Annotated in this window: 10 protein-coding genes; 3 read left to right on the top strand and 7 right to left on the bottom strand. The window is 42.6% G+C overall.

All coding sequences use genetic code 11. From position 1 onward, the window contains the following. Positions 1-122: 122 nt before the first annotated feature. The 6 genes from msrB to ACXAC4_RS13305 all read right to left on the bottom strand — a co-directional run bounded on the left by msrB (position 123) and on the right by ACXAC4_RS13305 (position 8,276). A complete protein-coding gene (gene msrB / locus ACXAC4_RS13280; RefSeq protein ID WP_475162380.1) occupies positions 123-563 on the bottom strand; it encodes a peptide-methionine (R)-S-oxide reductase MsrB in 441 nt (146 codons plus the stop codon). A gap of 3 nt (positions 564-566) precedes the next feature. Then, complete coding sequence (locus tag ACXAC4_RS13285) at positions 567-1,052, bottom strand: DUF2919 domain-containing protein (RefSeq protein WP_475162383.1); 486 nt, start codon at positions 1,050-1,052, stop codon at positions 567-569. An 87-nt stretch (positions 1,053-1,139) separates the two neighbouring features. Then, positions 1,140-3,158 (bottom strand): NAD-dependent DNA ligase LigA, encoded by a 2,019-nt coding sequence (gene ligA / locus ACXAC4_RS13290; protein ID WP_475164131.1) that lies wholly within the window; start codon positions 3,156-3,158, stop codon positions 1,140-1,142. A gap of 70 nt (positions 3,159-3,228) precedes the next feature. Then, the gene (gene zipA, locus ACXAC4_RS13295; protein ID WP_390441875.1) at positions 3,229-3,915 is read right to left on the bottom strand and encodes a cell division protein ZipA; all 687 of its coding nucleotides are present in this window, start codon (positions 3,913-3,915) and stop codon (positions 3,229-3,231) included. 17 nt (positions 3,916-3,932) lie between these two features. Continuing rightward, entirely contained in the window at positions 3,933-7,325 is a 3,393-nt protein-coding gene (locus tag ACXAC4_RS13300) for a chromosome segregation SMC family protein (RefSeq protein ID WP_475162386.1), read from the bottom strand. Positions 7,326-7,529: 204 nt separating this feature from the next. Further along, positions 7,530-8,276: a TrmH family RNA methyltransferase gene (locus tag ACXAC4_RS13305; protein ID WP_475162389.1), complete on the bottom strand. Its 747-nt coding sequence runs from the start codon at positions 8,274-8,276 to the stop codon at positions 7,530-7,532. Between the two features lie 277 nt (positions 8,277-8,553). Between ACXAC4_RS13305 and ACXAC4_RS13310 the strand changes: the two genes are divergently transcribed. From ACXAC4_RS13310 to cysZ, 3 genes are all read left to right on the top strand, one after another. Continuing rightward, positions 8,554-10,626 (top strand): TonB-dependent receptor, encoded by a 2,073-nt coding sequence (locus tag ACXAC4_RS13310; protein WP_475162391.1) that lies wholly within the window; start codon positions 8,554-8,556, stop codon positions 10,624-10,626. A gap of 127 nt (positions 10,627-10,753) precedes the next feature. After that, positions 10,754-11,050 carry a hypothetical protein gene (locus tag ACXAC4_RS13315; RefSeq protein WP_475162394.1) on the top strand — a complete coding sequence of 99 codons (297 nt, stop codon included), beginning with the start codon at positions 10,754-10,756 and terminating at the stop codon, positions 11,048-11,050. 115 nt (positions 11,051-11,165) lie between these two features. Next, positions 11,166-11,897 (top strand): sulfate transporter CysZ, encoded by a 732-nt coding sequence (gene cysZ, locus ACXAC4_RS13320; RefSeq protein WP_475162396.1) that lies wholly within the window; start codon positions 11,166-11,168, stop codon positions 11,895-11,897. Between the two features lie 84 nt (positions 11,898-11,981). On the opposite strand, the gene ACXAC4_RS13325 is transcribed toward cysZ, so the two are convergent. Continuing rightward, entirely contained in the window at positions 11,982-13,322 is a 1,341-nt protein-coding gene (locus ACXAC4_RS13325; protein ID WP_475162399.1) for a hypothetical protein, read from the bottom strand. Between the last annotated feature and the right edge of the window lie 136 nt (positions 13,323-13,458).

Below are 13,458 nucleotides of genomic sequence, written 5' to 3' on the forward strand. Positions count from 1 at the left end.
TGAAAATTTCTTATTTAGAATAACTAAACAGCAAAATTACCGCCTCGTTATCGACAAGTTTTCCTTGCCTCAAAATAGAACGCTTAATTAAGAGGATTAGTATAAGCTTTAACTAAAATATATTAAGCTTTTGTCATCGATAACGCATTTACACAATAACGCAAGCCTGTCGGTGGTGGACCATCAGGAAATACATGCCCTAGGTGTGCGTCGCATACATTACACACAATCTCGACTCGCTGCATACCATGGCTGTTATCACCAATGTAAGCAATCGATTCTAAATAGGCAGGTTTTGTAAATGATGGCCAACCTGTACCACTGTTAAACTTTTCGTCCCCTGAAAACAATAAATTATTGCAACAGGCACAGTGATAGTCTCCGGCTTCAAATAGCGTGCAACTGCCACTGCTGAACGGCCTCTCGGTGCCTTTGTTTCGGGTAATATAGAAGACTTCAGGGTCTAGCTCTTGTTGCCACTGTTCAGCTGTTTTCTCAACTCGATTTTTCGGCTCTGGATTACCAGCGTTCGCGTACTTTAAAACATCTTGCCAGGTCAGCATAATTTACCCCTTGTTATCTTGTTTTTCAGGCTCAGGCCAATCATTAAAAAAGTAGCTTAAATAGCGACTTTTCAGCAAATACAATATTACCCAGAGCAAGAGCACCATTTGCACTGCTAAAAACATCGAAAACTGGTAATACGATTGTGATGCTTGATAGATCAGCCAAGTTAAGTCTAAGCATGCACAAAGTAATAACGGCCAGCGCATGTGCCGCCAAATTTTGGCTAACTTCTGAGAGCTGGTTGGTCGGCGAAGTGAATATATTACAGTCGGTACAATGGCAATCGCCCCAATACCTAACGCCGTAAAGAAGTGGAATTTAGAAACAAAAAATAACGACATAAAATCAATATCGGGACGTCTTGCCAATGCCGAGAAAGTCCATAATAAATAGGCACGCAGCAACACCACCAGCGTCAAGTTAAAAGCCAAAGGTGTACGATACACGCCATATTTATCCCAATACTCTGGGCCATAATGTTTCATAAATGTCCTACCCTCTATGCAGAGGAACTACTACAAAAACGCGGCCATATTGACCGCGTAGTGTATTTCTATAATTGCTGCTCAGTATCACTCATGTTCAGCGAACAAAGCGATTAAGGCATCTTCATCGAGTATTTCAATACCTAAATCTTGGGCTTTGGTTAGCTTAGAGCCCGCTTTTTCGCCCGCAACAAGGGCATGGGTGTTTTTAGAGACACTGCCTGCCACTTTTGCGCCGAGTGCCTGCAAACGCGCTTTCGCGTCGTTACGATTTAGCTGGCTCAATGTACCGGTTAAAACATACGTTAACCCAGCAAGCGGCTGTGCATCCGCTGACTTCTGTTCTATTTGCGGCCAATTGATACCAATTTCAAGTAGCGCGTTCACAACAGCTTGGTTATGCGGCTCATTAAAGAAAGCATGAATGTGTTTAGCAACCACAACGCCCACATCACTGACTGTTTGTAAGTCATCCGTGCTGGCTGCCATTACCTTTTCTAGCGTTAAATAGTGGTTTGCTAGATTCTGCGCGGTTGCTTCACCTACTTCACGAATACCCAAAGCATATAAGAACTTTGCTAGAGTCGTTTGCTTTGCCGCTTCTAGGGCGTTAACTAGGTTCAATGCCGATTTTGGCCCCATACGCTCAAGTGACTCAAAATGGCCTTGCTTTAAGGTAAATAAATCCGCAGGTGTCTCAATCAATTCTCTATCAACAAGCTGATCAACAATTTTATCGCCTAGACCATCAATATCGAATGCTTTGCGTGATGCAAAATGCTTAATCGCCTGCTGACGTTGCGCTTGACACACTAAACCACCGGTACAACGAGCCACAGCTTCGCCTTCAACTCGCTCGACGTGTGAGTCACATACAGGGCATGTTTCAGGGAATACGATGTCTTTAGCATCATCAGGGCGTCGATCTAGCACCACTTGTGTTACTTGAGGTATTACGTCACCTGCACGACGAATAATGACGGTATCACCGACTTTTACACCAAGGCGCTCTATTTCATCGCGGTTGTGAAGCGTTGCGTTTGACACTGTCACGCCACCAACAAAAACAGGCTCTAAACGTGCTACCGGTGTAATTGCACCGGTTCGCCCCACTTGGAATTCAACATCCAGTAACTGAGTGATTTCTTCTTGCGCAGGAAACTTAAAGGCAATGGCCCAGCGTGGTGCTCGGGCAACAAAACCGAGTTGCTGTTGGTAATCTTTGCGGTTTACTTTGATCACCACGCCATCAATTTCATAGGCTAGGCTTGCACGGCGTTCAAGAATGTCTTGATAATATGCCATCACTTCTGTGGTGCCTGTCACTAAGCGGGTCTCTGGGCACATTGGGAAGCCCCAATCTTTGAGCCTACTGAGTTGTTCAAAATGCGCATCAGGCAACTCTACCCCTTCAACAACACCGGTTGAGTATGCATAAAACATCAATGGGCGTTTGGCGGTAATTTTAGAATCTAGCTGACGTAAACTACCTGCTGCAGCATTACGTGGGTTCGCAAAGGTTTTTTCACCTTTAGCAAACGCCGTTTCATTTAATTTTTCGAAACCCGCCGTATCCATAAATACTTCACCACGTACTTCGAGTTCAGCCGGAATATCATCACCACGTAAACGCAGCGGTACGTTACGAATGGTTTTAACGTTCTCTGTGATGTTTTCACCGACTTGACCATCACCGCGTGTTGCCGCCTGCACTAACACGCCATCTTTATACAAGATAGATACCGCTAGACCATCTAGTTTTGGCTCGCAACAAAAGTCAAGTGGCTCACTCACTAACAAGCGCTCTTGAATACGGCGATTAAATGCAGTGAATTCTGCTTCATCAAAAGCATTATCAAGAGACAACATAGGTACTTTATGGGTCACTTGAGAGAACTTGCTCAGCGCTTCCCCACCGACTTTTTGTGATGGCGAATCAGGTGTAAGTAATTCAGGGTTTGCTTGCTCTAATGCCATTAATTCACGCATTACTCTATCGTATTCTGCGTCTGGCACACTTGGGTTATCTAATACGTAATACTGGTAGTTATATTCTTCTAATTGCTGTTTTAATGCATCAATTTGCTTAACAATTGACTCTGACATCTCGACCTCTAAAAACAAAAAGCCACCTAGCGTGAGCTCGGTGGCCTAAAAAATCATAACGCGCTAATCATTAAGCAGCAAATTCGCGAACCTTTTCAACATAGCTGCGAACCGTTTCAACACTTAAAGGCTGACGTTGGTGATCAAGTACTGTGGCACCAAACTCATCAGACAGTTTCTTAGCAGCACTGTGCAGCATATTAAAGGCTGCTAGGCTATCGCCTTCACATGGCAGCGTCATAAATAAACTCACGCCCGCAGTGCTAAACTGCTCCATGTTATCAATATCGAATGTACCCGGATTAAACATGTTCACTAAACGGAACAATACAGGACCATTACCTGAAGGCTCAACATGACGATTAAAGAAACCTTCATCAGAATATTTAAAGCCTAAGCTCAAAACACAAGGTAATAGCTTAGAGCCCGCCATAGAAAGACCTTCTGGCATTTCAATGTGCAAGATAATAAAGTCTTGTGGCTCAGGGGCTGCTGCCGGCGCAGCATCTTGCTGTTGCTCTTCAACAACAGGCTCTGCAGTAGGCTCTTCATCTACCGCTGAAAAATTCATATCACCCAGTTCAGGCTCATTGTCTGTCGCTGGGGCCGCAGGCTCAACTTTAGGCTGTGGTTTCGGAGTATTATCAGTTTGTTCTGGTGTTTCTTTTTTTCTTACTGACCATAAGCCGTGGATCAATAAACCGCCAATAACTAGCGCACTGATCACGATTAATGCCCATCTTAATTCTTCGGCCATTACTCACCTTTATATTGCTACGTTTGTGCCATTTGCACTGCTTGTTCTATGTCTACGGCAACCATACGCGAAACACCCGGTTCGGCCATGGTTACCCCCGTCAGTCTACCCGCCATTTCCATGGCGATTTTATTGTGACTAATATATATAAATTGCACCGATTGTGACATTTCTTCGACCAAACGGCAAAAACGCACGACGTTGGCGTCATCAAGCGGTGCATCAACTTCATCCAGCATACAAAATGGCGCTGGATTTAGCCTAAATATTGAAAACACTAATGATAATGCGGTCAGCGCTTTTTCTCCACCACTTAAAAGGTGAATTGTAGAGTTTTTCTTGCCCGGTGGCCTTGCCATAATCGCTACACCGGTTTCTAACAGGTCATCAGAGGTCAACTCAAGATACGCTTGACCACCTCCAAACACTTTCGGAAACAGCCCTGCAAAGTCTTTGTTTACTTGATCAAAGGTTTGCTTAAAGCGTTGCTTGGTTTCTCGGTCTATTTTACGAATAGCGCCTTCAAGGGTTTCGAGTGCGGCAGTTAAATCATCAAGCTGCTCGTCTAAATAGGTTTTACGCTCAAGGGCTTGGTCATATTCTTCAATCGCAGCAAGGTTTACCGCACCTAACTCCAACAACTGTTGAGTAGTGTTTTGTAACTTTGACTGAAAGCTCACCAGCTTAGGAGTTTTTGGCAAGCTTGCCAAAATATCTTTGAGTGTTTGCTGTAACTCTTCAAGGGGTTCTAGCATCAACTGCGCTTTAATCATTAGCTCTTGCTCTGCTAATTTAAGCTGCTGAAGCTGATTTTGTTTTTTCGTAACGCCCGATTGTGCGTCTTGCAAACTCGCTTGCTTATCTTGTAGTGCTTTTTGGGCTTGTGCTTTTTGCGTTTGGCACTGCTCTAGCTGAATTTCGATTTCTTGATGCTGCTCGACTAAAACCATCAACTGCTCTTCACACTCGAGCATTGGCAGTTGTTGATCTTCTAATTGCTGCTGTAAGGTTTCAAGTCGCTCTAAAGCGCTATTTAACACGCTTTGACTGTGTTGCTGCTTTGTTTGCTCAAGCTGCCACGTATTTTGTACTTTTTGTAACTCAAGCTCTGCCTGATGCAATGCTTGCTGAGCCGATTGCGAGTGACTTGCGGCCTGAATATAGGCCTGTTCTTGTTCGTCGGCCTGAGCTTGTAACTCGATTTGCTGCGCTTGCAGTGACTCTAGGGCAGCCTCTATGTCAGCAATCTGTTGTTTTTGCTTGGCAATAGGTGCTGCTTGCTCAGTTAATTGTGCTTGAAGCGCATCTTGCTTTTGTTGATATTGTTCGAGTGTTTGCTGCCAATTAGCATGTTGCTTTTCTAATAGCTCGGAGTGAGTTTGTGCCTTTGCCATACCCTGAGCGATTTGGTGAATGCTGGCACTGTTACTCTCCACGTCTTGTTGCGCTGCTTTTAAGCGCGTTTGTAAGACTTCTTTTTGCGCTTTTGTTTGCTCAACGTCTGCGATTAGTTTTGGTAATTCGTCGTTAAGTTCGTTTAATTGCGTTTGCTGTGTTAATAAGCCCACTGATGTTTGTTTAGACTTACTAACTCTAAAGTTATCTCCATACAAGTTACCTTTGCCATCAACAGCCATCCACCAGCCTTGCTCGGGGGTAAACCTCTGACCTTGTTTAAGTAATTGGATATGATTTAAAAAAGCAGGGTAAACCTGCCCCTGCAGTAAACTTGCAACTGAGCCCTCGCGAGGCGCTTGGGTGTTATTCCAAACACCATGCTCAGTCATGCTTTCGCTTACAGGTAATAACGTCATGCCAAGCAATGCACTTTCAACAATCGCTGCATCACTCGCATTAACGGATAAGGTTTGCAGCAACGTCTGCTGTACGTCCTCGGTCAGTGAGCTAAGCACATTCTCTAACGCACTGATATTTGCCTTGCAGCTACTGACCTTTTGCGCGCGCTCGCGCTCTTCAAGCTCGGCCTTTGTATAATTAGCCTGTGCATCATCTAAAGTCGTAGACAGTTGCTTGGCCTGCGATTGTAGCCCAGCCATTTGTTTCGCAAGCTGATTAAACTCGGCTTTTGCTGCATCGAGCTCTTTTGTGACTGATTGGCTTTGGTGCTGTTCAAGTTGCTTTGCTACTTCAGCCATATTTGCCTGCAAGTGAGTCAACGATAACTCAGCTTGCTTAAGGTTTTGCTCTGCTCGTTGCAGAGTTTGGCGCTGCTCAGATATTTCATGCTGCCCTGCATTTAAGTTCGCTTGTTGTGCTTTATGTGTAGCTTGTGACGATTCAAATGTATTTTGTGCTTTTAATAACGTCTCTTTCGCTTGTTCAAGCCCTTGCTCTGCCACTTGCTGTTGCTCGGTAAACTCAGTTTGCGCATGCTGCAGGGTTTGCAGCGCATCTTGTGCTTCTTTAAATGCTTGTTTTTGTTTATCTATATCAGCTTGTAGTTGCGTCTTTTGTTGCTGTGCACTGAGTTTTTGCTGTTCAAAGCGAATTATCTCAGTATGAATACGGTGCTTTTGTTGTTGTGTATCTTCTAGTTTATGGGTGTCTTGCTCAAGCTTTGCTTCTAATGCTGAGAGCACATCAGCATGCCCTTGATGGGCGTCACTAAAAAAGCGGATTTGTTTTTCAAGCTCAGCGATTTCGGCGGCTTTTTGCTGTTGTTGTGCATTTAGTTTTTGCCATTTAATGACTGCGACTTGGCCTTTAAGCAAACGCTCATCACGCTTAAGCTCACGATATTGCTTCGCTTGCTCTGCTTGCACCGCGAGTTTATCAAGCTGATTTTTCAGCTCTTGACGCATATCTAGCAGGCGCTCTAAATTGTCGCGGGTACTTTGAATACGGGTTTGCGTTTCGCGACGTCGCTCTTTGTATTTAGAAACACCGGCGGCTTCTTCTAAAAACACTCTGAGCTCTTGTGGGCGGCTTTCAATTAAGCGAGAGATCATCCCCTGTTCAATTATCGCATAACTACGCGGCCCAAGGCCTGTGCCTAAGAAAATATCAGTGATATCGCGTTTACGACACTTGCTGCCATTGAGAAAATACAATGACTGGCCATCTCGAGTTACTAAACGCTTAATCGCGATTTGATTTCGATTTGCAAGACTGCCTTGTAACACACCTGAAGTATTATCAAAGAAAAGTTCTACCGAAGCTTGAGAGACAGGTTTACGGTGTGTTGAGCCGTTAAAAATAACGTCTGTCATGGCATCGCCACGCAGGTTCTTAGCTGAGCTTTCACCCAACACCCAGCGCACGGCGTCAATCACATTAGACTTACCACAGCCATTTGGGCCGACCACACAGGTCATCTGATCTGGAAATGGGATCTTGCTGGGCTCAACAAATGATTTAAAGCCTGCAAGCTTAATATGGGTCAGCCGCATGGTTTGCTAGGGTTACTTTAGTTAATTGAAAACAATAACAAAATAATCTTCAAAGATTAATACCATTCCTCTTAATTAAGCGATCTATTTTGAGGCAAGGAAAACTTGTCGATAACGAGGCGAAAATTTTGCTATTTAGTTGTTCTAAATGAGAAATTTTCAACGAAGTTAGCGTCAGTTTTAGTCCCTCAAAATAATTGAGCATTATTGAGGGTTGGTATAATCTTGGCGTTTAATGTTATCTAGGATGATACCAGTCGCCATAGCCACATTGAGCGACTCTGCTCCACCAAAAGCAGGAATGGTGATCTTTTGGTTGATATACGGCGCAACTTGTTCACGAATACCATGAGATTCGCTGCCCATTACCAACACCCCTTTTGTAGCAAACTGAGTTTTATGAACGCTTTGACCACCCAGGTATGCGCCATAAATATCACCTTCATAGTCCGCTAAAAATTCCGCCAAGTCAGTGCGGATCACATTCACACGAACAAACGAGCCCATGGTCGCACTAATCACCTTAGGATTAAAATGGTCAGCACAATCTTGGCTAACCACAATTTGCTTCAAACCATACCAGTCAGCCACGCGAATAATGGTGCCTAGGTTTCCTGGGTCTGATACCCCATCTAGCGCTAGTACGAGGCCTGATACGTCTATGCAGCTTGGTTCTGGCATAGTGACAATGGCAATGGCCGCATTGTTACTCACTAAAGTGCTCGCTTTACTTAAACTCTCTTCATCGGCTTCGACAATGTCATCGGCAAGAAGCTTATCATTATGAGCGGCAATAAATGCAGGTGAGGCAAATAACTGTTTTACTGGCACATTGGCAGCAAACAACTCAAGGATATTTTTTTCTCCTTGCACTAAATAGCAATTATGTTGTTTGCGATATTTTTTCTGCGCCAATGCACGCAATAATTTTAGTTGGTTTTTAGAAATCATAGTTACCCCACAAAAGACCTTGGCGATTATACCTGATATTTATAAACACAAACAGGTTGCGACCGTCCAGCGTCAGAACTGCTTGTTTTGATTTAAACCAACAATATTGATAATTATTTGCATTTACATTTAACAACCTTGTACCTATAATCCCCGCCGTTGAATTCTCTGCACTTATATATTCAACAGTCAACTCGACGAGCTCGGCATGCGCATCCATACCAAGTATCGGTAGGAAAGCCGACCTATATCCAAAAATTATTGAGAGGATCTCATAATGTCTAAGAAGTTTACCAAGCACTTAATTGCAGCTTCACTATCTTGTGCGTTTTTAAATACAGCTGCATTCGCTGAAGATGACAACACAACTCATGAATCAATGGAAACCATTGTTATCATGGGTGAAAAAGCCGAACGAACTTTAAAAGATACCGCTTCTTCTGTGTCAGTAATCAATGAAGAACTACTTAAAACATTGACTCATTTAAGCGTTACTTCAGCAGTCTCTGAAATTGCCAATGTGGTTGTTAAACCAGGCGCTTTACCTGACATTCGTGGTGTATCCGGTAATGGTGCTGCCGCAGGCTTTAATGGTGTAACAGGGGGTGCTAAGGGCCGTGTTTCAATTTTAGTTGATGGCATTTACCAACCTTATATGGCTGACTTAACCGGTGACTCTGGTATCTGGGACGTAGAACAAATCGAAGTATTTCGAGGCCCTCAATCAACGACTAATGGCCGAAACAGCATTGGTGGCATGATCTTCATCAAAACCAAAGATCCAAGTTTTGATTGGGAAGCTGCAGGTAGACTTGGATACCGTAACCAAAGTGATTATATTGATACTTCTGTGATGGCATCAGGCCCTATTATTGAAGATGAATTAGCATTTAGGTTCACAGCGCAAGGTCTTCAAGGTAATGATTATGATAACAGCATCATTCACCCAACCCACGACCCTGAATTTGATTTAGACAAACTCAAAACCACACGTTATGGCACTAAGCTATTGTGGAAGCCAAAAGCCCTTGAAGGGTTTTCTACTATGTTAAGTTTTGACAGCAACAGTGAAGAAGGCAACTCAGGCCGTCGTTATTTTAGAAATGACGATCCTTGGGCCTTCATACCAAATTTCGAAAGAAATATGGACACAGATACACGCACAACAAAATTAAATGTCGACTACACAATTGATAAAGACAGCAGCGTCGATGTGTTGTGGGCATATATGGATCACAGGTGGGGCTTTAATTCATACGAATTAGTTGAAGCGAGAAATCAGCTACTGATTATGAATGAAAAGAACGTGACTTTTGATGGTAAGTACAACTTTGGTTTAGATGATGCAGCGCTTAAGGGTTTTATTGGCCTGGCCTATTTTGAGCGAGAGCAGGATTACCAAAGCCATACAGGCTTCTTATATCAAGGTAACGACAGTAGTGACTCACGCGCAATCTATGGTGAAGTCAGTTACAACATCAATGAGCAATTCAGTGTGATCTCAGGTCTACGTGTAGAACAAGAATCACAGTTCCGTGATTACATAGAAAATGCGATGGAAGGTGAACAACTGGTTCACCGCTCTCGCTCTATACTTGATCAAGAAAATACTATTCGTTTACCTAAAGTGGTTCTGCAATACAAGATAAATGAACAACATACCGCAAACATCAGTGCACGCCGAGGCTATAACTCTGCCGGTGGTGCTTTTAACTGGATGACGCAGCAGTACTATTATTACGATGCTGAATATGTGAACACCTACGAAGCTGGCCTAAGAAGCTCACTGAATGATGGCAATGTTAACTTCAGTGCCAATGTGTTCTTTAATGCCTACCAGGGCTATCAAGCTGTAGGCCCTAACAGAAATATTGATAACCTAGCGCGTGTTGATACTTATGGACTTGAGTTAGAAGTGTCTGCAATGCTCTCTGACAATGTACAAGTGACCGGTGGTCTAGGTCTTCTTGAGACGGAAATGAAAGATGGCACTGAAACCTTCAAAGACTTAGATGGCAAAGAGCTCAACTCAGCACCCAAAATCACCGCCAATGCAAGTGTAAAGTATTGGGTTAATGATGCCTTCAATGTCGGTCTTTCTGGTAATTATGTTGATGAGTTTTTTGGGACATTTACGAATGAACCAGAAAAGAAAGCGGGTAACTACTCTTTGGTTCGAGTACATGCCAACTATGAATTGGAGAATTGGCTTTTCAACGTGTTCGTGAATAATGCGTTAGATAGACAAGCAGTAACTCACCGTTCCCCTGCAAATGCCCGTGACCCATATGGCAACGCCGGTATTATTGACCCGCGCACTTTCGGTATTTCAGCGACTTATACTTTCTAATCGCTATTGAAAGCTTGAGCTAGCACAAAGGCGGGTTACTTTACTCGCCTTTTTCCTTTCTTTTATTTGGACAGTAGATCCGCATAACGCTACACTATTAGCGTTTTTATTAAACAGTTTATCGACTATGACACCTGAATTTGCAATTATCGCGATTAATTTTATTGTGCTGTTTGTTGCCTATTTTTATGCAAACCCAAAATATGCGGGCAATGACCTTAAGAAGATCTCTCTACAAGATTTAATTGCATCAGTGATTTCTTTGTTTGTCGTCGGCTCTGTATATATGGGCTCTTCTCAAACTTTCACTTTAGTGTTCACTGAAGTTAACTGGGTATGGTTTACCTTGGTAAGCTTCTCAGTCATCGAGCTGCCCTTCTTTTTATGGTATGCGAAACGCTACAACGTTGAATTGCCTAAATAACCTTATTGCTGATCGTAAGCTTCCACTTTGACATAGTTTGTTACCATAAGCGCTAGTCGCTGTCTCTGGAACACTTTATACTAAAAACGTGTACATATAATTGTTGAGGCTAGTTGTGCAGTTAGGCAAAGGTATTGAGTATTTCATTGCTGGGTTTTCGTTAATAACCCAAAAAGGATTAAAGCGCTTCGTATTTATTCCATTATTTATTAACGTTTTGCTATTCGGCGGTTCTTTATTCTTTTTATACGATTGGCTAGTTCAAGGCTTTGAATACGTCAACAACTTGCTGCCATCTTGGTTGAGTTGGCTTGAATGGCTGATGTGGCCGATTGCTATCTTGGTGATCTTATTCTCCTACTCCATGGTTTTCACTGTGATAACCAATTTCATTGCCGCACCTTTTAATGGTTTGCTTAGTGAAAAAGTTGAGCTCTATTTAACAGGCCAACCTATTAATGACGATAAGCTTTCAGATACCTTAAAAGATGTACCGCGTATGCTTGGACGAGAGTGGACTAAGCTTTGTTACTATCTTCCTAGGGCAATTGGTTTCTTTATTTTACTTTGGATACTCCCTGTATTCGGGCAAATCATGTGGGTGCTATTTACCTGTTGGATGTACAACGTACAGTACAACGACTACCCGTTTGATAATCACAAGATTCATTTCAAGCAAATGAAAGACGACCTAAAAAGCGAACAGGGGTTATCGTACGGGTTTGGTTTTGCAGTATTCTTACTCACCTCAATTCCTTTCGTAAACTTGATCGTAATGCCTGTTGCGGTATGTGGCGCAACCAAGCTGTGGGTTGAAAATTATCGTAAGAACTATCGTGAAGTTTAACTCTATGTAATTTAAATTTCCGAAAAAAATGGCGACCTACTGGTCGCCATTTTTAGTGGGAGTCTGTTAAACAATAAGATTTACTTAGTGATCATGCTCATGATCATGTTCTTCAGCTTCAAACGCACCTACCCAAGTAAGGTTTGCGATTGGCTTATCAAAGTGCTGAATTTCAGTGCTTGTTTTTGCTTCAGTGTCTACTGCGTATAAGTGCTCACCATAAGCGACGTAAACAATGTGATGCGCCATGTTTGCAATGATCTTAGCCGTGGCACCTTCTTCAATTTCTTCTAAAACTTGAATACGCGCTTCATTTTCCCAGTCATGTTCGCCATGGAAAACATTTAAGTAACCTTGATCATCTAGCACTAATGCGTTGCCTGTCTTTGCATTCCCTGCGTATGCAAGATACTTTTCAACACCTTCTGGTTGCCATGCAAAAGCTTTGATTTCACCAGTCTCTAAGTTAACAGAGTATGGCCCTACGCGAGATAAACCAATGACCGTGTGGTTTTCAGGGTGACCAATAAATTTACCTATACGAACACCTTCTGGAAAACCTTCTGGATATGCAATGTGTTTTGAAGTAAATACTTCTGATTCTTCTTCAATCGCAACGATGCCATCAGTACAACCGAAAGCAACAAACTCTTCTGTTTGAACGCTACCATGAAGCCCTGGGCACTTATGTTCGAATTCTTGCTCTTGATGGAAGTGATCATCATGCAGTTCAAATAATGCTATTTGATCTGGTAACGTGCCTTCGGCATCAGCATCACGTAATGTTGAAATTACATATTCACCACGAATTTCACCGGTACCATGCATGTAAGTATTAAATTCATGATGAGCATCGCTTTTTGCTTCAGTAATGCCTTCATCTGAAATTAAAGCAAAACCTGCATCTGCTTGAGTGTCTTTATCACCGTCAAAGAATACCAATGCATGCTCACCACCTGGTACATAATGTGTTGGCTTTGTTTCTGTTAATTCAAAGCTCACCGCCTGGACATCTTCTTGTTCTAAATGAAAGTGGTCATCATGGGCTTCTAAGAAAATACCGCCATCAATAAATTCAACATGGTTATGATCACGCTGAATAGCAACCACATAGCGACCCTCTGGGCTCGCATAAAGGGCAGAAACAGGATTAGTTAAAGTAACTGTTTCTAATAATTCATTGTCTGTAAGATCATAAACTGATACATCACTTTCATCAGCAAATGAAACAGCAAGTCGGCCTAGTGGATACTCAATTTCATGGTCATGATCGCTACCAGAGCCTTCGCCCGAACCTTCACCAGAACCTTCACCAGAACCCTGATCGACTTGTTCAGTCGGCGTGATTTCTTCAACTTTACTGCTATTACCACAGCCACTTAGCATGGCTAATAAGATTGCACTGCTTAATAATTTTAATTTCATTTAAAACACCAGAGAGATAATATAACAACACAAATGTTACCTTATATCATATACATATTGAAGTACCTGTTTAAGAAAATGAGATTAAATATCATTTATAAAAGACAATTAACATTGCTCGGGTTATAAGCAGTTA

Source organism: Pseudoalteromonas sp. AWM4_233 (genome assembly GCF_056158285.1).